Source organism: Litchfieldia sinesaloumensis (assembly GCF_900156865.1).
GTDB classification, from domain to species: domain Bacteria; phylum Bacillota; class Bacilli; order Bacillales; family Bacillaceae_L; genus Ferdinandcohnia; species Ferdinandcohnia sinesaloumensis.
Map to the genome: position 1 here is coordinate 3,644,128 of NZ_LT732529.1, position 21,042 is coordinate 3,665,169.

Here is a 21,042-nt window from a genome sequence, read left to right on the forward strand (position 1 = left end):
TACGATAAAGCGAAATGATTACTTTAAATATGAGTTGAGTTTACTTTTACATAAATCGATTAATTGATAGGGGTTATATACTTGCCAATTACTTCGAGAGGGGGTTACCTGTTTGCTAAAGGGAATACAAGAATATGTTGGAAATAATGACGAGTTAAAGTCAATTATAGATGGAATAGACGGAGGATTACGAGAGCAGTTAATAGCTGGTTTATCAGGATCTGCTCGTACTGTGCTTGCGGCTGCGCTATATAGACAAACAAATCGACCTATATTGGTGGTCACTCATAATTTGTTCCAAGCACAGAAAATTTATGAGGATTTAAACGGACTCTTAAAAGAAGACGAAGTATTTCTCTATCCTGTTAACGAATTAATTGCTTCGGAAATAGGAATTGCAAGTCCAGAATTAAAAGGGCAGCGAATTGAAGCGTTGAACTATTGGAGTCATCAATCCAGAGGTGTTATTGTTGCACCAATTGCAGGTTTAAAACGACTTTTGCCACCTAAGAAACTATGGAATGAAAGTCAGTTGTCATTTACGGTCGGTAACGACATTGAAGTGACAGATACATTAGAAAAGCTATTTGCGATGGGTTATGAACGGGTGTCAATGGTATCTGCACCAGGAGAATACAGCGTAAGAGGGGGGATTCTCGATATTTATCCCTTAACAGAGGAAAATCCAGTACGTATCGAGTTATTTGATACAGAAGTGGACTCTATCCGTACATTCTCACTGGAAGATCAACGTTCACAGGGGAAAATTAACTCAATCGTGATCGGACCCGCTACTGAGATTTTACTAACGCCTACACATTTAGAAAGAGGCGTAGATGCATTAGAAGCAGGGCTGGCTAAAAGTTTAAAAAAGGTAAAGGACGAGAAAGCGAAGGAGCAGCTGTTAGAAAATATATCTTATGAGCTGGAGCAACTAAAGAATGGCCAAACTATACAGCAAATGTTCAAATACTTATCCCTTGTTTACGATAAGCCTGCTAGTTTACTAGACTATTTACCAGAAAATGGATTAGTCCTACTGGATGAAATTAGTAGAATTCAGGAAATGGCAGATAGTCTTGATAAAGAAGAGGCTGAGTGGGTAACGAGTCTTTTATCACAAGGTGAGATTATTCATAACATTACTTTGTCACATCAATTTGCAAAGCTACTTCAAGGATCTACAAATCCTTTGGTTTATCTATCCTTATTCTTACGGCATGTACCACATACAAGCCCGCAGAACATTTTAAATATGTCTTGTAAACAGATGCAGAATTTCCACGGCCAAATGCATGTCCTTAAAGCGGAGCTTGAACGATGGCAGAAAGGGAGTTATTCTGTAGTTTTTCTAGGTTCAAATGAGGAGCGGGTAAAAAAGCTCGAGCAAGTCCTGTCAGACTATGAAATCGAAGCTATTCCTAGAAAGAAAAGTGATGAAGCTATTTTACTAGGAAAAGTACAAATCATGATTGGTGATCTTCAGGATGGCTTTGAATTACCGTTACAACGCATTGCGGTCATAACTGAGGAAGAGCTCTTTAAGAAAAAAATGCAAAAAACAAAACGAAAGCAAAAACTTTCAAATGCAGAACGGATTAAGAGTTACTCCGAGTTGCAAGTAGGGGACCATGTTGTTCACGTGAACCATGGAATTGGAAAGTATTTAGGAATTGAGACATTAGAAATAAACGGAATTCATAAGGATTATTTACACATCCGTTATCAAGGCAGTGATAAGCTCTATGTACCAGTAGACCAAATTGAGCAAGTACAAAAGTATGTTGCTTCTGAGGGCAAAGAGCCAAAGATATACAAATTAGGCGGAACAGATTGGAAGCGTGTTAAGAAAAAGGTTGAATCATCCGTCCAAGATATAGCAGATGATCTTATTAAGCTATATGCGGAGCGTGAGGCAAGCAAAGGATTTGCCTTTTCTCCTGATGGAGAGATGCAACGAGAATTTGAGGCGTCCTTTCAATATCAAGAAACCGAAGATCAGTTAAGGTCAATACAGGAGATAAAAAAGGATATGGAACGTGAACGTCCTATGGATCGCTTGCTCTGTGGAGATGTGGGGTATGGAAAAACAGAGGTTGCAATTCGTGCAGCATTTAAGGCGATTATGGATGGGAAACAGGTAGCATTATTAGTTCCGACAACAATTTTAGCACAACAACACTATGAAACCATTCGTGAAAGGTTCCAGGACTTCCCGATATCAATCGGTTTGTTAAATCGTTTCCGTTCAAGAAAACAACAAACGGAAGTTACAAAAGGGTTAAAAAATGGAACAGTTGATATCGTCGTCGGTACACATCGTTTATTGTCTAAGGATATTACGTATAAGGATTTAGGATTATTGATTATTGATGAGGAACAACGCTTCGGTGTTACCCATAAGGAAAAAATCAAACAACTAAAAGCAAATATTGATGTTCTTACGTTAACGGCAACACCAATTCCACGGACATTGCACATGTCCATGCTTGGTGTTCGTGATTTATCCGTAATTGAAACACCGCCTGAAAATCGTTTCCCTGTTCAAACATACGTTGTTGAATATAATGGTGAATTAATAAGAGAAGCAATTGAACGGGAAATGGCTAGAGATGGTCAAGTATACTTTTTATATAACCGTGTTGAAGATATCGAGCGGAAGGCAGAAGAAATTTCGATGCTTGTACCAGATGCTAGAATTGCGTTTGCTCATGGAAGAATGACAGAAAATGAACTTGAATCTGTTATTCTGAATTTCCTTGATGGCCAATACGATGTCCTTGTTACAACGACCATTATTGAAACAGGTGTAGATATTCCTAACGTGAATACACTAATTGTTCAGGATGCAGATCGGATGGGGCTTTCACAACTTTATCAGTTAAGAGGTCGTGTAGGTCGTTCAAATCGTGTTGCCTATGCGTATTTTACCTACCGTAAGGATAAGGTACTGAATGAAGTTGCTGAGAAGCGCCTTCAAGCTATTAAGGAGTTTACTGAGCTTGGATCAGGCTTCAAAATTGCCATGCGTGATTTATCAATTCGAGGAGCAGGAAATATACTAGGAGCACAACAGCATGGATATATAGATTCTGTTGGATTTGATCTCTATTCACAAATGCTAAAAGAGGCAATCGAAGAACGCCAAGGTGATAAAACAGCAGTAAAACAAGTCAATGTGGAAATTGATGTCGAGGTAGATGCATATATTCCAGATGCATATATTTCTGATGGACGCCAAAAGATCGATATGTATAAGAGGTTTAGAGGTATAACGACATTAGAAGATATTGAAGAGTTGCAAGAGGAAATGGTTGACCGCTTTGGGGAATATCCGATTGAGGTTGATTACTTATTTAAAATCGCAAAAATTAAAGTTTATGCACTTGCTGAACAGGTCATCTCCATCAAACAAGCGAAACAGGAAATCACAATTCTTCTATCTGAGGACGTAAGTAGTCAAATTGATGGCCAAAAAATCTTTAAATTAGGTAATTCATTTGGTCGAATGATAAGTCTAGGAATGGAAGGTAGTAAATTAAAAGTTGTGATTCAAACCAAAGGCATGGACGTTAATAAATGGCTAGGTATTGTAAATGATATGGTCAAGGGCTTACAAGATGTCAAAAAGGAGAATGTAAATGTGGTTTAATCTCTTCATTCATTAACGAAGGTACCTAAGTAAATATATAACAAATAGAACTAAAGATGTAAGTTGCCTATAGTTCTGAAGTATGGTTATTTTTACCTCAAGTGAAAAATCACAATCATCGTGAATAGAACTTTGTTGGTGTAAGATACTAAACTCAACAACAAATGGTGATTTATTCAAATCCAGACAAATTGTACATAAGTGCTTGTTCAAAAGGAAGATGAAAAGGACGTGTCGGGTAGTAAGTCGAAGTTCCTCTACCGATGAGTCATTTTCACCGGACTATTTGAACATCCTTATAATCACCACTATTCTTTAATCATCAGATGAAAGTGAGGCATCATAAGAATGAAGGCAACTGGTATTGTTCGTCGAATTGATGATTTAGGTCGAGTAGTTATCCCGAAAGAAATCCGTAGAACTTTACGAATCAGAGAAGGGGATCCATTAGAGATTTTTGTAGACAGAGATGGAGAGGTCATCTTAAAGAAGTATTCTCCAATTAGTGAGTTGAGCGACTTTGCGAAGGAATATGGCGAGGCACTATTTGATAGTTTAGGGCACCAAGTACTTATTTGTGACCGTGACGCATTTATTGCGGTTGCAGGCGGATCTAAGAAAGAATACTTAAACAAAAACATAAGTGAACTTATAGAAAAGGCAATGGAAGATAGAACATCTGTATTAGAAACAGAAGAACGTCAAATGTCCATTGCAGAAGGTGTCGATGAAACAATCTCATCATATACAATCGGGCCAATAATTGCAAACGGTGATCCAATAGGTGCCGTAGTCATCCTATCAAAGGAAAAGACGCTCGGGGAAGTAGAACAAAAAGCAGTGGAAACTGCAGCAGGATTCCTAGCACGACAAATGGAACAGTAATAAAGGACAGTGAAAAGGTAGCGATATGCTACCTTTTCTTCTATTAGCGAGGACTTGTCTCTACTAGCAGGGTTAATATACGGCAAGTATGGTATAATACACTGGAAATCAAACGATTGGAAGGAGATGGGCGATGGGCGTCCAATCCGCAGAACGTTCAAAACGAATTTGGGAAGGTGCATTTGCACTAACCATTGCCGGTTTGATTACCAAGATACTTAGTGCAGGCTACCGTATCCCTTATCAAAATATTGCAGGGGATATCGGCTTTTACATATATCAACAGGCATATCCGATCTACGGAATTGTCCTTGTTTTTTCAACTTATGGATTTCCCGTGATTATTTCGAAGCTTCTTGCAGAGAAATTAGAACAGAAAGACGAAGCTTCAGCCACCAAAATACTGTATACCTCCTTATTTACACTATTAGGTATCGGGTTTCTAATGTTCTGCCTTTTGTATTGGGGGGCTGGAATCGTAGCCGGTTGGATGGGTGACACGAGGCTTTCGGCATTGATAAGGGTCATTTCCTTTTCTTTTTTGCTTCTGCCATTCATCTCTGTTTTCCGTGGCTTTTTTCAAGGTCACAAGAATATGATACCAACTGCAGTTTCGCAAGTAACCGAACAGTTAATTCGCGTCGTCACGATCCTGATTATGTCATTCCTTTTGTTAGATTATGGGTATGGGGCATATGAAGCAGGAGCGGGAGCAATCTTTGGTTCAGTAACTGGTGGACTCGCAGCGATTTTAGTTTTATCATTTTATCTAGTTAAAAGGAAAAAGAATAGACGAAGTCAACGTACTCAAAAAGCGACAATACAAACAAAGGTAATTATTAAAATTCTTTTTACTCAGGGAATGACAATTTGTATCAGCGCTTTGTTGCTGATTCTTTTTCAATTAGTCGATTCTTTCACCGTGTATTCCTTGTTAGTAACGAGTGGGATGGAGGAAGAAGCAGCTAAACAGGTTAAGGGAATCTACGACCGGGGCCAACCTTTGCTTCAGCTTGGAACCGTTGTGGCAACTTCATTAGCATTATCGCTTGTCCCTTTGATAGCAAGCGCGAAGTCCAGGAATGATATAGACTTTATTGAAAAGAAAGTTGATTTAACATTTCGATTAAGTGTTGTTATTGGTGTCGGGGCCTCGGTTGGGCTTGCTTGGGTCCTTGAACCCACGAATATTATGTTGTTTCGAAATGACCTTGGAACACATGTTTTAACAATAATCGGTTTTTCTATATTGTTTACAACAGTATCCCAAGCAAATACCGCAATCTTACAAGGATTAGGACATCCTTTTTTACCAGCATTTGTTGTTGTAATTGGTATGCTACTAAAATGGATATTAAATAAGTTACTTGTTCCTAGTTATGAAACAGTTGGGGCGGCTATTGCAACCTTGGTTGCCTTTGGAGTAATAGCAGCTCTACATACACTTATTTTAAAGTGGAAGCTACCAGGTGGTCTCAGAAATACAACATTTATCTACCGTGTTCTATTAGCAGCATTAGTCATGGGGCTTGTTATTTTATGCTATTCTCGAATCTTGCATTACCTGTTCTTTAGCAGTGGGGATAGTCGCTTGTTCGCAAGCTTTGAAGCGTTGTCGTCTGTATTCATTGGAGGATTTACATATTTATTTTTAATTTTAAGAGGGCGTATTTTTACAAACGAGGAGCTCTCGGTAATCCCAATTGGAACAAAAGGAACCTTTCTAATTAGGTTACTTAAAGGGGGGAATAACACATGATAACAGTAATTGGTCTTGGTGCTGGTGATTTGTCACAACTACCACTCGGCATCTATCGAAAACTTTTAGCTACAGAGCATTTATTTCTTCGAACGAAGGAGCATCCGGTTATAAAAGAATTAGAAGCTGAAGGAATTAGCTATGAATCATTTGATGATATTTATGAAAAACATGATCAATTCGAAGCTGTTTATGATGAAATAGTGAATATCCTAAAAACGGAAGCAAAAACAAAGGATATCGTCTATGCCGTACCCGGGCACCCAATGGTTGCCGAAAAGACGACTCAACTTTTACTTGAAGATGAGGAGTTGCAAGTCCAAATAGAGGGTGGTCAAAGCTTTATCGATCCAATATTGGCATCATTAAAAATTGATCCAATTGAAGGGTTTCAATTTCTAGATGCTTTATCTCTAGTAACAGATGAACTACAGCTCTCACAGCATATCATTATCTGTCAGGTTTACGATCAGTACATTGCATCAAATGTTAAATTAACATTAATGGAGCAATTACCAGATGAGTATGAAGTATATATTGTTACAGCAGCTGGTAGTGAAAATGAGAAAATTGTCAAAGTTCCTTTGTATGAGCTAGACCGTGGAACTCAGGTGAATAATTTGACTAGTGTCTATGTACCACCAGTACATGAAGAAGAACTCCTATACCATGATTTTCGTACATTTAGGAGAATTATAGCAGCCCTACGTGGCCCAGGTGGATGCCCGTGGGATCAAAAGCAAACCCATCAATCCTTAAAAAAGTACTTGCTAGAGGAAACCTATGAAGTACTTGATGCAATAGACAGTCAAGATGACGATCATTTAGCAGAGGAGCTTGGCGATGTGCTTCTACAAGTGGTTCTACATGCCCAAATTGGCGAGGACGAGGGGATGTTTACAGTTGATGATGTCATTCGAAGTGTTTCTGAGAAAATGATTCGCAGACATCCACATGTATTTGGCAATAGTTCAGCAGAGACGGCAGAAGAAGTCGTTACCAACTGGGAGCAAATAAAACAACAAGAAAAAGGGACTACTGAAGCGAAAGCCTCTATCTTAGATGACGTGACAAAAGGACTACCGGGACTGATGAAGGCTGTTCAGTATCAGAAGAAAGCAGCAAAGGTTGGGTTTGACTGGGATGCTGTTGAGCCTATGTGGGACAAGGTCTTTGAGGAAATACATGAATATAAAGAAGCTGTAGCAGAAAATAACCAGGAAGCAGCCGTACGAGAGTTTGGCGACATTCTTTTTGCATTAGCTAATATTGCAAGATTCTATAATTTTGACCCAGAAGAGGCGATTGCGATGACAAACCAAAAATTTCTGAGTCGGTTTCAGTTTATAGAGAATGTACTTAACGAACAAGGGTTGAAAATTGAGGAGCAAACCCTCGAGGCACTAGATGCAATCTGGGAAAGAGCGAAACAAAATGAAAGAGGTGATAACCATGCGACTTGATAAATTTTTAAAAGTTTCACGATTGATTAAAAGGCGAACCTTGGCTAAAGAGGTTGCCGATCAAGGTCGGATTCTAATTAATGGAGTTGCTGCAAAAGCTAGCAGTAATGTGAAAATTGGTGATGAATTAACGATAAGATTTGGTCAAAAAATAGTAACCGTGAAAATTGAAGACTTACAGGACACTACAAAAAAGGAAGATGCAAACAAGCTTTATTCTGTAGTGAAAGAGGAAAAGGTAGAAGCGTAAAACTTAATAAACTCCGTAAGGCTTGTTCTAAATTACACCACATTCTCATACATTTTACTATTAGACAAGTGGTTAGACTGACCACTTAAGTATGAATGTGGGGGTTAGAAGATGAACCAATATTATGATGGAACGCCATCAAATAAAGGAACCGTACAAGAGCATGATGTGATTATGAGAAGTCGTAAGCTTCTTGATATAACAGGTGTTAAACAGGTAGAAAGCTTTGATAATGAGGAGTTTTTACTTGAAACTGTTATGGGCTTTCTAGCAATACGTGGTCAAAACCTACAAATGAAAAATCTAGATGTAGAAAAGGGCATTGTTTCAATCAAGGGAAGGGTCTATGATATTAGTTATTTGGACGACCATTCTACGGAGAAAGCTAAAGGTTTCTTTAGCAAGTTATTTAGATGACCCTGTCAACACAGTTTTATACATTACTTGCAATGATATGTATGGGTGGTTGGCTAGGAGCCTCACTTGATACATATCAACGCTTTTTACAGCGTTCGAGACGTAAGTATTTCTTCGTCTTCATCAATGACATTCTCTTTTGGATTGTTCAAGGCCTACTGTTCTTTTATACACTTTTACTAGTAAATGAAGGTGAACTGCGATTTTATGTATTTATCGCTATTTTATGTGGGTTTGCTGCATACCAAAGCTTATTAAAAACCATTTATAGTAGAACACTAGAACATATTATTCAAGCTATCATTCGGTTATACGAGTTTTTACTACGCACAGGTGAATTACTTATCATTCGACCGCTTAAAATGTTGTATCAACTCGTAATCGTTATTTTATTAGGGATATTAAACGTACTACTTGTTTTTGGGAGAATCCTACTTAAAGTCTGTTGGATGATTCTTAGGATTGGCTTTGCTCCATTTAAGTGGGTTGGAATCTTGATTTGGAGGCTATTACCAACAGCTGTTACGAAAAATGTAGAAAAGATTTTTAGTAAGTGTGCAGGATTTTTGAAAAAAGTAGAGAATATCGTACCTATATTGATAAAATGGTGGAAGAAGATAAGGAAAAAATAGGAGGCATTCTCTACAATGAGTGCAGAGCGAAAGAAAAACGTTACACAGTTACAATCAACCTATATGGAAAAATATAAGCAGCAGGAACAAACCATTCAAGCGAAGCGAAAAGGCTTATTTAGAAGATTGATTGCTTTTGGAATTCTTGCTGCAATCATTTCTTACGGCCTTATTTCCATGGTTGTATCGCAACATAAAACGATGAATGAAAAGATTGCTCAAAAGGAAGAATTAGAGGAGCAACTAACTTCACTAAAAGATGAGCAAGTTCTCCTTGAAGAGGAAATTGTAAAACTTAACAGTGATGAGTACATTGAAAAGATCATCCGCAGGGATTATTTTCTATCTAAGGAAGGAGAAATTATCTTTAAAGTGGGCGATGGGTCTTAGTCTTATTGACACTCGATTTTTATATTATGTATAATATAAGTAAAATGATTTTGTTTAAATTTAAGGAGGAGCATTTTTTTTATGTCAATTGAAGTAGGCAGCAAGGTTCAAGGGAAGGTAACAGGAATTACGAATTTCGGAGCGTTTGTGGAGCTGCCAGAGGGCTCAACTGGTCTTGTCCATATTAGTGAGGTCGCTGACAATTATGTAAAAGATATTAATGAGCATCTAAAGGTTGGTGACCAAGTAGAGGTCAAGGTTATAAATGTTGAAAAAGATGGAAAGATTGGATTATCCATTAAAAAAGCAAAAGAAACCCCACAACCACAGCGTCCACGTAGCAATAATGGTCCGCGTAACAATAGAAACGACCACCGTAATAACAGTAAGCCGGAAAGCTTTGAACAAAAAATGAATCGCTTTCTAAAGGACAGTGAAGATCGTCTATCTTCCCTAAAGCGCAACACCGAGTCAAAACGTGGTGGGCGTGGAGCGAGAAGAGGATAACCTGCTGCTGTAGCTCTGATATTATATAAATGCAAGCACCCAATTTGGGTGCTTTTTTGTATGGCACAAACCTCTAATTTGCCCCGTAAAATGAGGTTTGTGTCCCATATAATTGGTTGATTGTCCCATAAAATCAGCTAATGTCCCATACATCGGCAGTTCTGTCCCATATCCACTCAGCTTTGTCCCATAAAATAATAATGTGATTAAATATAACGTATACACAAAAAAACAGTGTGAGTTTTAAACTCACACTGTTTTTGATGACCCGTACGGGATTCGAACCCGTGTTACCGCCGTGAAAGGGCGGTGTCTTAACCGCTTGACCAACGGGCCAACTAATTATGGTAGCGGCGGAGGGGATCGAACCCCCGACCTCACGGGTATGAACCGTACGCTCTAGCCAGCTGAGCTACACCGCCATGTTAAAACTTATGAGTTCGACAATCTTTGTCTGAAACTCTAGTAAGTAAGCACAAGTTATATAATACCTTCAGTCTATTCATTCGTCAATATATTTTGTTGAGAAGAAAAATAATACAAAAATTCACAAAATAGATACAAAATATCACCTTAATTCTGCCCATATTGGATAAATCTCGTACTATATTTCGTCATATCACATTTATTTTGTTGGAAAACTAGACAAGCAGTCGAATGTTTTTTCCTTTTGCACCTGTTGTTTTGACAAAATACGAATTACTTCAACTGTATAATTACAAACAACTATTAAATACGGGGAGTGTTTTAGTATGGAAAGAATAGAAAGGAATATGAGCGGACCAATCACAGATGTAGCAATCGGAAAAACGCAGGATACTGTGTCCAAGTGGTTTCAGCAATTTCAAGCAAAACTTGAAAATCTATTTCTATTAAATGGGCTTCTACTAGGAGTCGTTGGATTTTTACTAGGACGAGCCCTTATCCTAGATGAATTAACCCCCTTTGCACTACCATTTTTTGCGAGCGTGTTAATGCTCAAAAAGGGGAAAGCTGGACTGGCTATGGCTGCTGTCATTGCAGGATCATTCACGCTTTCAGCTGATGTGACCGTATTTACATTTCTATCAATCGTTCTCTTTCTAATAATCTATAAGTTTCTTCAAAGATTTAAGGTTGATTTCCTTAAAGTTCTACCAACGCTTGTCTTACTATCATCTGCTGCTGCTAAGGTTGGAATTTTGTATGTTACACAAGGTTCAATAACCATACATGATGGAGTGATGGTCGGTGTTGGATCGGGTTTAGCCTTTATTTTAACGCTGATTTTTTTACAAAGTGTACCATTGTTAACAGAGAAACGAAGAAGACAGTCCTTTAAGACGGAAGAAGTTATTTGTTTGATTATCTTAATTGCCTCTGTGTTAACAGGAACAATGGGGTGGCTTGTATATGAAATGTCGATTTCAAATATTTTATCAAGATATGTTGTTCTTCTGTTTGCGTTTGTTGCAGGAGCAACCATCGGTTCAACGGTAGGAGTTGTAACAGGTCTTATACTGAGTCTAGCAAATGTGACTAGCTTGTACCAAATGAGTCTTCTCGCTTTTTCGGGATTACTAGGTGGCCTATTAAAAGAAGGCAAAAAAGCGGGAGTAGCTCTCGGGCTTATTGTCGGAACTCTATTAATTGGCCTTTACGGTGAAGGGGCAAGTCAAATTATTCCGACGTTATATGAATCAGGTGTAGCTATTCTTCTGTTTTTACTGACACCAAAAAGTTTAATCAGTAGAATAGCTAAAAACATACCAGGAACACCAGAGCATAGTGCAGAACAACAACAATACCTTAGAAAAATTCGTGATGTGACAGCTAATCGTGTATCCCAGTTCTCAACAGTGTTTGAAGCACTTGCTAATAGCTTCTCAGAATATGGATATCCCGTTGATGAAGACGATAGAGACCGAGAAGTTGATTTATTTTTAAGTAATGTAACAGAAAAAACATGTCAATCTTGCTTTAAAAAGGAGGCGTGCTGGTCAAAGAACTTTAATAAAACATATGATTATATGAAAGATATTATGCACGGATCTGAAACAAATTCACTCGTTTATAATCACAAGCTTACGAGAGATTGGGACAAGCATTGTGTGCGCTCGAAAAAAGTTATTGATGCAATTGAGCAGGAACTAACCTATTATCAAGCAAACCAAAAATTAAAAAAGCAAGTAAAGGAGAGTCGGAAATTAGTAGCTGATCAATTATTAGGTGTATCTCAGGTAATGAGTGATTTTGCAAAAGAGATACAACGCGAAGGTGAAAATCACCATGTGTTAGAGGAACAAATACTAGATGCGTTACAGTCGTTTGGTATTCAAATTGGGCATGTAGAGATTTACAGTGTAGAACAAGGAAATGTTGATATAGAATTAAGTATTCCATATTGCAATGGGAGTGGGGAGTGTGAAAAGTTAATTGCGCCTATGCTCTCTGATATTTTGGAAGAAACAATTCTTGTAAAAAATGAGGAATGTTCAGTATATCCGAATGGGTATTGTCATGTTACCTTAGGTTCAGCAAAAGCGTATGTCATTGATACAGGTGTTGCCCATGCTGCTAAAGGAGGAGGGTTAGTATCCGGTGATAGTTTTTCAACAATCGAACTAGGTGTTGGAAAACATGCGGTGGCCATTAGTGATGGAATGGGGAATGGTGAGCGTGCACATTATGAAAGTAACGAAACATTGGAGTTGTTAAAGAAAATTCTCCAATCTGGGATTGAAGAGAAGGTTGCAATTAAATCAGTCAACTCGATTCTCTCATTACGAACAACAGATGAAATTTTTTCAACACTCGATTTAGCTGTCATTGACCTTCAGGATGCAAATGCGAAGTTTCTAAAAATAGGATCTACACCGAGCTATATCAAGAGAGGGGATAAGATTAGCAAAATACAGGCAAGTAATCTACCAATGGGAATCATAGAAGATTTTGAAGTGGAGGTAGTAGATGAGCAGTTAAAAGCAGGTGATTTATTAATCATGATGAGTGATGGTATTTTTGAAGGGCCCAAACATGTTGAAAACTATGATATGTGGATGAAACGCAAAATTATGGAAATCAAAACGAACGATCCTCAGGAGTTAGCGGATCTTATAATGGAGGAGGTAATACGTACACGATCTGGTCAAATTGAAGATGACATGACTGTTGTTGTAACAAAAATAAAACATAATACGCCTAAATGGGCAGCCATTCCTGCTTATGCGTATAACAAAACAAAAAGCAAAGCAATCTGACTATTGAACAGGTTTAAAATTCTATCATTTCGTCCATCATGTTAGTATCTAATGCGTTGGAGGGGATGAAACGTGCAAAAAGGCACTTTGAAGCAAATTCTATTAATTACAGATGGTTGTTCAAATCAAGGGGAAGATCCGATTGCGATGGCCGCACTTGCTAGAGAGCAGGGAGTGACTATAAATGTAATCGGAGTAGTGGAGCAAGATACAATCGATGAGCAAGGAATGCAAGAAATCGAAGGAATCGCTACGGCGGGAGGAGGCGTAAATCAAATCGTCTACTCTACTCAATTATCACAAACTGTCCAAATGGTAACGAGGCAAGCCATGACACAAACCCTACAAGGGGTAGTTAACAAGGAGCTCCAGCAAATACTAGGATCGAAGACCTCTATGGAAGATCTTCCTCCTGAGAAACGTGGCGAAGTGATGGAGGTTGTTGACGAACTTGGTGAGACAGTTGACTTAGAGGTTCTAGTTCTAGTTGATACAAGTGCAAGTATGAAGCATAAACTTCCAACTGTAAAAGAGGCCTTACTAGATTTATCAATTAGTCTAAATGCGAGAATGGGTGACAACCAATTTTCAGTATTTGTATTCCCCGGGAAAAAGGTTGAGGTAGAGAGAGTATTAGATTGGACACCAAGACTTGAATCCTTGTCTAGTATTTTTCCAAAGCTTACAACAGGTGGAATTACACCAACGGGTCCTGCAATCCGAGAAGCATTAACTTACTTCAAGAAAAAACGATCGTTAAGGAGTTTGTTGTCTCGTGATGATGAACAATACTACGAAGAGTCAGGTATGTAAGGTTCCCCCTGGTACTGTTATTACTGGAAAATGGCATAAAAATTCATATCGCATTGTGAGACCTTTAGGACAAGGTGCCAATGGCATTGTTTATTTAGCAGAAAGTATTAACGGCCCTGTGGCTTTAAAAATCAGTGAAAACGGCGTTACAATTACGTCTGAAGTAAATGTGCTAAAACACTTTTCTAAGGTCCAAGGCTCTGCCCTTGGGCCTTCTTTTATAGATGTGGATGATTGGATCAGACCTGGTGTTTCAAGCCCGATTTCCTTTTACGTAATGGAATATATACGAGGAGAAAGTTTTTTATCTTTTATTGAAAAAAGAGGAAAAGAATGGACAGGAATACTATGTCTTCAATTACTCTCTGACTTGGACCGACTTCACCAAGAAGGGTGGGTATTTGGGGACTTAAAACCAGATAATCTACTTGTTAGTGGTAATCCACCTAAAATTAGGTGTATTGATGTAGGCGGAACGACTGTACAAGGAAGAGCTATTAAGGAATTTACTGAATTCTTTGATCGTGGCTATTGGGGAGCAGGTTCGAGAAAAGCAGAACCATCTTATGACCTATTCGCAGTTGCGATGATTATAATTAATGTAGCATACCCAAGTCGTTTTACTAGAAATGATCAGCCTGTTAAGCAACTCAAATCAATTATTGCAAACACAGACTCTCTAAGGAGAATAGATACGGTCCTGTATCAGGCGATTGATGGAAAATATCAACGTGCGGCTGATATGAGAAAAGACCTGGTCATGAAATTAAGCCAAGCCAAAAAGGACCAATCTGTTGCACCAAAAAAACGGGCAACTAGAGGTGCCCAAAATCAGACCCGTACATCAAAAAAGTCACGAACCTACACAAACGTTTCAAGGAACAGACAACCAAAGCGAGCTAAACAAAAAGGCGGTGTCCTCGAAACCGTATTATTGCTTCTATTTGTATCACTGGGATATTTGCTATATCTTTATGGACAAATTCTGTAAAAATGGATTACAAAGTGATACGATAAATAAATAGCATTTCATATGTACAAAGGGTTGGTCTCGAAAATGATTGAAAAAGTAAACCAATTTATTGAAAAACATGAATTAATAAAGAATGGTTCAACAATAATAGTAGGGGTTTCCGGTGGGCCGGATTCCCTTGCATTACTTCACTATTTGTCTCAACACAAAAAGGAAACAACACTTATCGCTGCCCATGTTGACCATATGTTCCGTGGAAGAGAGTCAGAAGAGGATTTATTATATGTTAAGGAATTTTGTGAGACATATCAAATTCATTTTGAATCAATTCAATACGATGTGACATCCTATAAAAAGGTACATGGGATAAGTTCTCAAGTAGCAGCTAGAGATGTGAGATATGATTTTTTTGACGAAATGATGAAAAAACATAGTGCGGACTATTTGGCACTAGGGCATCATGGGGACGACCAGATTGAGACCATTTTAATGCGTTTAACCCGTGGCAGTAAAGGGGTTGGTTATGCTGGTATGCAAATCAAACGTCCATTTTCGCGCGGGACAATCATTCGTCCTTTATTAGCTGTAACCAAGTCGGACATAGAGAAGTATTGTAATGAATGGAATCTAGTTCCAAGACACGATCCATCAAATGATAAGGACGATTACACAAGGAATCGCTTTAGACATTATGTTCTGCCTTTTTTGAAACAAGAAAACCCATCTGTTCATGAACAGTTTTTGCAATTTAATCAGTATCTTACAGAGGATAATCACGTTTTAGATGAATTAACGAAAGAGAAAATGAATAAAGTAATGAAAAGGAATGGGACTCACGAAATAGAGATTGAAATACCTCCCTTTTTGATGATGCCTATATCTTTACAAAGAAGAGGGATTCAACTAATATTAAACTATCTCTACAAGGAACTTCCTCCTTCTCTTTCTGCCGTACATATCGAAAATTTGTTAACCTTCTTGGCAAGTAGCCATCCATCCGGAGAGTTGCAATTTCCAGCTGGTTTGCGAATTGTGAAATCTTATACTAGATGTACATATACTTTTACTGATTGTGAAGAAAAACCAAGCCCCTATCGTTTTCGCATTGATACACCAGGGCTATATAAACTTGAAGATGGTAGTAAAATAAAGAGTCAAGTGTGGAAGAGTTATCCTGAGCATATGGTCGGAAATAACTGTTTGATTATCGATCCAGCCTCTGTTCGCATCCCGCTTTATGTCCGAACAAGAAAACATGGAGATAAAATGACGTTAAAAGGAATGAACGGCAGCAAAAAAGTGAAGGATATTTTCATTGATAAAAAAATACCCCTTCACCGTCGTAACATTTGGCCAATTGTTGAGGATGATCGAGGAGAGATATTATGGCTTCCGGGATTGAAAAAATCATCATATGAAGCAACTTGTAAAACACAATCACACTATATCGTACTACAATACACGCAATGATTTAGGGGGCTTTAAGAAGAATGAAGCAGGATATTGAGAAGGTTTTATTTAGTGAGGAAGAAATTCAGCAAAAAGTAAAAGAATTAGGTAAAACATTAACAGAAGACTATAAGGATGAATTTCCTTTAGCTATTGGCATACTAAAAGGCGCCATGCCTTTTATGGGCGATCTGTTAAAAAGGGTTGATACATACTTAGAAATGGATTTTATGGACGTTTCAAGCTACGGTAACTCAACGGTGTCTTCGGGTGAGGTGAAAATCATCAAGGACTTAGACACATCTGTTGAAGGTAGAGACATCCTTGTAATTGAGGATATCATCGATAGCGGGCTTACACTTAGTTATCTCGTTGAATTGTTCCGATATCGTAAAGCGAAGTCCATTAAGATTGTTACGTTATTGGATAAGCCTACTGGAAGAAAAGCTGATATTAAAGCAGACTATGTAGGTTTTATAGTTCCTGACGAATTTGTGGTTGGTTACGGATTAGACTATGCTGAGAAATACCGCAACTTACCGTACATTGGTGTGTTAAAACCAGAGGTTTATTCAAAGTAAGGTACTGATAAGGAATAGGCAAGCAGGTATTTGAAACCTTTTTGTTGGTTAAACGTATATCATTTGAATCACAATTATTATCTATGATACTATTTAGTATAGTTTGTTCACCGCGGGAGGAGGTAAGGGATGAATCGGATTTTTAGAAACGTCATATTCTATTTACTCATATTTTTAGTCATAATCGGTGTGGTTAGTTTTTTCCAAGGAGCTAATGGTCAGCCGGAAGTGATGAAATATGGCAAGTTTGTTGAACATCTCGAAGCAGGAGATGTAAAAAATATTACAGTACAACCTGAAAGAGGCGTCTTTGAAGTAAGGGGCCAACTTAACGGCTATAAAGAAGATCAATTCTTTGTCACTAATATTATTGGCAGTCAGAATGAGGTTGATCGAATTTATGAAGCTGCAAGAAATGCAGACGTAGATATACTTAAAGCGAAGGAAACGAGTGGTTGGGTAACCTTCTTTACGTCGATTATCCCATTTGTTATTATCTTTATTTTATTCTTCTTCCTACTAAATCAAGCCCAGGGTGGCGGAAGTAGGGTTATGAACTTTGGCAAGAGTAAAGCAAAGTTATATAGCGAAGAAAAGAAAAAAGTTAGATTTAAAGATGTTGCAGGTGCGGATGAAGAGAAGCAAGAGCTTGTTGAGGTTGTTGAGTTCTTAAAAGATCCACGCAAATTTGCTGACCTAGGTGCAAGGATACCAAAAGGGATTCTCCTTAATGGACCTCCTGGTACAGGTAAGACATTACTTGCCCGTGCTTGTGCTGGTGAAGCGGGAGTTCCATTCTTCTCCATCAGTGGATCGGATTTTGTGGAAATGTTTGTTGGGGTCGGTGCTTCACGTGTACGTGACCTCTTTGAAAATGCTAAGAAAAACGCTCCATGTATTATTTTTATTGATGAAATCGATGCAGTTGGTCGTCAGCGTGGTGCGGGATTAGGTGGCGGTCATGATGAGCGTGAGCAAACCCTAAACCAATTGCTAGTTGAGATGGATGGATTCGGTGCGAATGAAGGTATCATCATTATTGCAGCAACAAACCGTCCTGATATTTTAGACCCTGCATTATTACGTCCAGGACGTTTTGACCGTCAAATTACAGTCGACCGTCCAGATGTTAAAGGTAGAGAAGCTGTATTAAAGGTGCATGCTCGTAACAAGCCTCTTGATGAGCATGTTGATTTAAAAGCTATTGCTGCTAGAACACCAGGATTCTCTGGTGCAGACTTAGAAAACTTACTAAACGAAGCGGCACTTGTTGCGGCTCGACACAACAAGAAGAAAATTGATATGACGGACCTTGATGAAGCATCTGACCGCGTTATTGCAGGTCCTGCGAAAAAGAATCGTGTCATTTCGAAGAAAGAACGTAATATCGTGGCGTTCCATGAAGCGGGGCATACGGTTATTGGTATGGTACTTGATGAAGCCGATATGGTTCATAAGGTAACTATCGTTCCCCGTGGTCAAGCCGGTGGTTACGCGGTAATGCTTCCTAAAGAAGACCGCTATTTCATGACAAAGCCTGAATTATTGGATAAGATCACAGGACTATTAGGTGGTCGTGTAGCAGAAGAAGTAACATTTGGAGAAGTAAGTACAGGAGCTCACAATGACTTCCAACGTGCTACCGGTATTGCTCGTAAAATGGTAACCGAATATGGAATGAGTGAAAAATTAGGTCCACTTCAATTTGGTCAAGCGCAAGGTGGTCAAGTGTTCTTAGGGCGCGACATCCACAATGAGCAAAACTACAGTGATGCAATTGCACATGAAATTGATCTTGAGATCCAACGCTTTATTAAAGAAAGCTATGAAAAAGCAAGAAAAATACTTACTGAAAATCAAGATAAACTAAAACTAATCGCCGAAACGTTACTTGAGGTTGAAACTTTAGATGCTGGCCAAATTAAAGCCTTGTGGGAAGAAGGTAAATTACCTGAACGTCCAGTGGCGACTGAAGATACAGATAAACCAAAAGATGACGTAAAAGTTACTATCAATTCTAAAAAAGATGAGGAAGTAACCGAAGTCGAAAACAAAGATAAAGACGAGTAATAGTAAGAGGTGCCTACAACGAAATTGTGGGCACCTTTTTCATTTCATTTATACCCTGACTGAGTAGAGTTAATTGTGGAATACTAAAAAGTAGGTGTGGTATGATGTTTCCAAAGTCATGTAACTTTTATTTAGCTATGTACAACACAGTTTAATTAAAGTTACTGCCTCCGGTGGATGCCATAGATTTTAATGGGAAATGTTTCGAGCTTGCTCGATTAAAATCTGGGCGAAATTACGCCGAGGCGTATTTGATAAAAATTTGGGGGTACTTCATGATTTTTGTTTTTGATGTTGGAAACACAAACATGGTTTTAGGGGTATATGAAAATGATGAACTAAAACATCATTGGAGAATCGAAACAAGTCGAAATAAAACAGAAGATGAATATGGTCTCGTTATAAAATCTTTATTGAAACATGAGGGGTTAAGTTTTAAAGATATTAATGGGATTATTATGTCTTCTGTCGTTCCACCGATTATGTTTGCGCTGGAACGAATGTGTATTAAATACTTTGGAATCAAACCATTAGTGGTGGGCCCGGGTATAAAGACAGGCTTGAATATAAAATATGATAATCCGAAGGAAGTGGGTGCTGACCGAATAGTTAATGCTGTGGCGGGTATTCACCTATATGGAAGCCCGTTAATCATTGTTGATTTTGGTACAGCCACAACATATTGTTACATAAATGAGAATAAGCAATATATGGGTGGCGCGATTGCACCGGGAATTGCAATCTCAACGGAAGCCTTGTACTCAAAGGCTGCAAAGCTACCGCGAATAGAAATAGCTCGTCCAGAGGGTGTCATTGGTCGAAATACAATCAGTGCTATGCAGGCAGGTATATTATATGGATACGTTGGTCAGGTTGAAGGCATAGTAGCTCGTATAAAGGCACAATCAGTTGAACAACCAAAGGTAATCGCGACTGGTGGACTAGCTGCACTAATCGCCACCGAATCAAAAGCGATAGATGTGGTCGATCCATTCTTAACTCTAAAAGGATTGCATTTGATTTATCAACGTAATACCGAAGCGAAATAACAAACGACAACTTTACAACACGAAAAGGAGAACAAAAATGAGTGATTATTTAATTAAGGCATTAGCGTTTAATGGTCAAGTTCGCGCATATGCGATCAATTCAACAGAAACAGTAGGTGAGGCACAAAGACGTCATTATACGTGGCCTACTGCGTCTGCGGCACTTGGTAGAGCGATGACAGCAGGAGTAATGTTAGGTGCGACCTTAAAGGGTGATGATAAATTAACAATTAAAATCGAGGGTGGCGGTCCTATTGGTATTATTCTTGTCGATACAAACGCTAAAGGTGAAGTGAGAGGCTATGTGACGAACCCCCAAACACATTTTGATTTAAATCAACATGGGAAGCTTGATGTAAGAAGAGCTGTTGGAACAGACGGCACGTTATCGATTGTAAAGGATATCGGGATGAGAGAACAATTTTCTGGTCAAGTACCAATCGTTTCAGGGGAATTGGGAGAAGACTTTACTTATTATCTTGTATCCTCTGAACAAACTCCTTCATCTGTTGGTGTAGGTGTTCTAGTAAATCCAGATAACTCAATATTAGCTGCGGGTGGTTTTCTCATTCAACTTATGCCAGGTACAAGTGATGAAACAATTGCCCAAATCGAAAAAAGACTACAAGGAATAGAGCCAATTTCTAAAATGATTGAAAAAGGACTTTCTCCTGAAGACATTTTGGAAGAGATTGTTGGTAAGGATAACCTTAAAATCCTTGACAAAATGCCGGTTTCCTTTGTCTGTCCTTGCTCAAGAGAACGAATTGAAAGTGCAATAATTAGCTTAGGAACACAAGAAATTGAGGCAATGATTGAAGAAGATGGAAAAGCAGAAGCGCAATGTCATTTTTGTAATGAAAATTATCATTTTTCAAAAGATGAGCTAATAGAATTAAAAAATCAGGCATAG

18 protein-coding genes and 2 tRNA genes are annotated in these 21,042 nt (G+C 38.4%); 17 read left to right on the forward strand and 3 right to left on the reverse strand.

From position 1 onward, the window contains the following. The first annotated feature begins 112 nt into the window (after positions 1-112). From mfd to CZ490_RS17855, 9 genes are all read left to right on the forward strand, one after another. The gene (gene mfd, locus CZ490_RS17815; protein WP_077620158.1) at positions 113-3,652 is read left to right on the forward strand and encodes a transcription-repair coupling factor; all 3,540 of its coding nucleotides are present in this window, start codon (positions 113-115) and stop codon (positions 3,650-3,652) included. Positions 3,653-4,000: 348 nt separating this feature from the next. Continuing rightward, positions 4,001-4,537 carry a stage V sporulation protein T gene (spoVT, locus tag CZ490_RS17820; protein WP_077620159.1) on the forward strand — a complete coding sequence of 179 codons (537 nt, stop codon included), beginning with the start codon at positions 4,001-4,003 and terminating at the stop codon, positions 4,535-4,537. Positions 4,538-4,670: 133 nt separating this feature from the next. After that, complete coding sequence (locus tag CZ490_RS17825; RefSeq protein WP_077620160.1) at positions 4,671-6,296, forward strand: putative polysaccharide biosynthesis protein; 1,626 nt, start codon at positions 4,671-4,673, stop codon at positions 6,294-6,296. Continuing rightward, on the forward strand, positions 6,293-7,759 hold the full coding sequence (gene yabN / locus CZ490_RS17830) for a bifunctional methyltransferase/pyrophosphohydrolase YabN (RefSeq protein ID WP_077620161.1): 1,467 nt from the start codon (positions 6,293-6,295) through the stop codon (positions 7,757-7,759). The genes CZ490_RS17825 and yabN overlap by 4 nt, the downstream gene beginning before the upstream one ends. Continuing rightward, positions 7,749-8,009, forward strand: a complete 261-nt coding sequence (locus CZ490_RS17835) for an RNA-binding S4 domain-containing protein (RefSeq protein ID WP_077620162.1) — start codon at positions 7,749-7,751, stop codon at positions 8,007-8,009. Before yabN ends, CZ490_RS17835 begins: the two co-directional genes overlap by 11 nt. 111 nt (positions 8,010-8,120) lie before the next feature. Then, complete coding sequence (yabP, locus tag CZ490_RS17840; protein WP_077620163.1) at positions 8,121-8,426, forward strand: sporulation protein YabP; 306 nt, start codon at positions 8,121-8,123, stop codon at positions 8,424-8,426. Next, positions 8,423-9,058, forward strand: a complete 636-nt coding sequence (yabQ, locus tag CZ490_RS17845) for a spore cortex biosynthesis protein YabQ (RefSeq protein WP_077620164.1) — start codon at positions 8,423-8,425, stop codon at positions 9,056-9,058. The genes yabP and yabQ overlap by 4 nt, the downstream gene beginning before the upstream one ends. Positions 9,059-9,073: 15 nt before the next feature. Further along, a complete protein-coding gene (locus CZ490_RS17850; protein ID WP_077620165.1) occupies positions 9,074-9,448 on the forward strand; it encodes an FtsB family cell division protein in 375 nt (124 codons plus the stop codon). 81 nt (positions 9,449-9,529) lie between these two features. After that, positions 9,530-9,955 (forward strand): S1 domain-containing RNA-binding protein, encoded by a 426-nt coding sequence (locus CZ490_RS17855; protein WP_077620166.1) that lies wholly within the window; start codon positions 9,530-9,532, stop codon positions 9,953-9,955. A gap of 21 nt (positions 9,956-9,976) precedes the next feature. On the opposite strand, the gene CZ490_RS22180 is transcribed toward CZ490_RS17855, so the two are convergent. The 3 genes from CZ490_RS22180 to CZ490_RS17865 form a co-directional block, all read right to left on the reverse strand. Next, complete coding sequence (locus CZ490_RS22180; protein WP_142255400.1) at positions 9,977-10,180, reverse strand: hypothetical protein; 204 nt, start codon at positions 10,178-10,180, stop codon at positions 9,977-9,979. Positions 10,181-10,219: 39 nt separating this feature from the next. Continuing rightward, positions 10,220-10,291 (reverse strand) — tRNA-Glu (locus CZ490_RS17860). A 9-nt stretch (positions 10,292-10,300) separates the two neighbouring features. Further along, positions 10,301-10,377, reverse strand: a tRNA-Met gene (locus CZ490_RS17865). Positions 10,378-10,707: 330 nt separating this feature from the next. Here CZ490_RS17865 and spoIIE point away from each other — a divergent pair. The 8 genes from spoIIE to hslO all read left to right on the forward strand — a co-directional run bounded on the left by spoIIE (position 10,708) and on the right by hslO (position 21,042). Continuing rightward, positions 10,708-13,194 (forward strand): stage II sporulation protein E, encoded by a 2,487-nt coding sequence (gene spoIIE / locus CZ490_RS17870; RefSeq protein WP_077620167.1) that lies wholly within the window; start codon positions 10,708-10,710, stop codon positions 13,192-13,194. A 72-nt stretch (positions 13,195-13,266) separates the two neighbouring features. After that, positions 13,267-14,007 carry a vWA domain-containing protein gene (locus CZ490_RS17875; protein ID WP_077620168.1) on the forward strand — a complete coding sequence of 247 codons (741 nt, stop codon included), beginning with the start codon at positions 13,267-13,269 and terminating at the stop codon, positions 14,005-14,007. Continuing rightward, positions 13,973-14,998 carry a protein kinase domain-containing protein gene (locus tag CZ490_RS17880; RefSeq protein WP_077620169.1) on the forward strand — a complete coding sequence of 342 codons (1,026 nt, stop codon included), beginning with the start codon at positions 13,973-13,975 and terminating at the stop codon, positions 14,996-14,998. Before CZ490_RS17875 ends, CZ490_RS17880 begins: the two co-directional genes overlap by 35 nt. A 66-nt stretch (positions 14,999-15,064) precedes the next feature. After that, positions 15,065-16,450: a tRNA lysidine(34) synthetase TilS gene (tilS, locus tag CZ490_RS17885; RefSeq protein WP_077620170.1), complete on the forward strand. Its 1,386-nt coding sequence runs from the start codon at positions 15,065-15,067 to the stop codon at positions 16,448-16,450. A gap of 20 nt (positions 16,451-16,470) precedes the next feature. Continuing rightward, the gene (hpt, locus tag CZ490_RS17890; protein ID WP_077620171.1) at positions 16,471-17,010 is read left to right on the forward strand and encodes a hypoxanthine phosphoribosyltransferase; all 540 of its coding nucleotides are present in this window, start codon (positions 16,471-16,473) and stop codon (positions 17,008-17,010) included. Positions 17,011-17,139: 129 nt separating this feature from the next. Further along, positions 17,140-19,080, forward strand: coding sequence for an ATP-dependent zinc metalloprotease FtsH (gene ftsH, locus CZ490_RS17895; RefSeq protein WP_077620172.1), 1,941 nt, complete (start codon positions 17,140-17,142; stop codon positions 19,078-19,080). Positions 19,081-19,355: 275 nt separating this feature from the next. Then, a complete protein-coding gene (locus tag CZ490_RS17900) occupies positions 19,356-20,129 on the forward strand; it encodes a type III pantothenate kinase (protein ID WP_077620173.1) in 774 nt (257 codons plus the stop codon). A gap of 37 nt (positions 20,130-20,166) precedes the next feature. Next, positions 20,167-21,042 carry an Hsp33 family molecular chaperone HslO gene (gene hslO / locus CZ490_RS17905; RefSeq protein ID WP_077620174.1) on the forward strand — a complete coding sequence of 292 codons (876 nt, stop codon included), beginning with the start codon at positions 20,167-20,169 and terminating at the stop codon, positions 21,040-21,042.

Bases quoted from the DNA above. Each gene is read 5' to 3' on its own strand.
- spoVT (WP_077620159.1), top strand. From the start codon at position 4,001: ATGAAGGCAACTGGTATTGTTCGTCGAATTGATGATTTAGGTCGAGTA.
- CZ490_RS17825 (WP_077620160.1), top strand. From the start codon at position 4,671: ATGGGCGTCCAATCCGCAGAACGTTCAAAACGAATTTGGGAAGGTGCA.
- yabN (WP_077620161.1), top strand. From the start codon at position 6,293: ATGATAACAGTAATTGGTCTTGGTGCTGGTGATTTGTCACAACTACCA.
- CZ490_RS17835 (WP_077620162.1), top strand. From the start codon at position 7,749: ATGCGACTTGATAAATTTTTAAAAGTTTCACGATTGATTAAAAGGCGA.
- yabP (WP_077620163.1), top strand. From the start codon at position 8,121: ATGAACCAATATTATGATGGAACGCCATCAAATAAAGGAACCGTACAA.
- yabQ (WP_077620164.1), top strand. From the start codon at position 8,423: ATGACCCTGTCAACACAGTTTTATACATTACTTGCAATGATATGTATG.
- CZ490_RS17850 (WP_077620165.1), top strand. From the start codon at position 9,074: ATGAGTGCAGAGCGAAAGAAAAACGTTACACAGTTACAATCAACCTAT.
- CZ490_RS17855 (WP_077620166.1), top strand. From the start codon at position 9,530: ATGTCAATTGAAGTAGGCAGCAAGGTTCAAGGGAAGGTAACAGGAATT.
- spoIIE (WP_077620167.1), top strand. From the start codon at position 10,708: ATGGAAAGAATAGAAAGGAATATGAGCGGACCAATCACAGATGTAGCA.
- CZ490_RS17880 (WP_077620169.1), top strand. From the start codon at position 13,973: ATGATGAACAATACTACGAAGAGTCAGGTATGTAAGGTTCCCCCTGGT.
- tilS (WP_077620170.1), top strand. From the start codon at position 15,065: ATGATTGAAAAAGTAAACCAATTTATTGAAAAACATGAATTAATAAAG.
- hpt (WP_077620171.1), top strand. From the start codon at position 16,471: ATGAAGCAGGATATTGAGAAGGTTTTATTTAGTGAGGAAGAAATTCAG.
- ftsH (WP_077620172.1), top strand. From the start codon at position 17,140: ATGAATCGGATTTTTAGAAACGTCATATTCTATTTACTCATATTTTTA.
- CZ490_RS17900 (WP_077620173.1), top strand. From the start codon at position 19,356: ATGATTTTTGTTTTTGATGTTGGAAACACAAACATGGTTTTAGGGGTA.
- hslO (WP_077620174.1), top strand. From the start codon at position 20,167: ATGAGTGATTATTTAATTAAGGCATTAGCGTTTAATGGTCAAGTTCGC.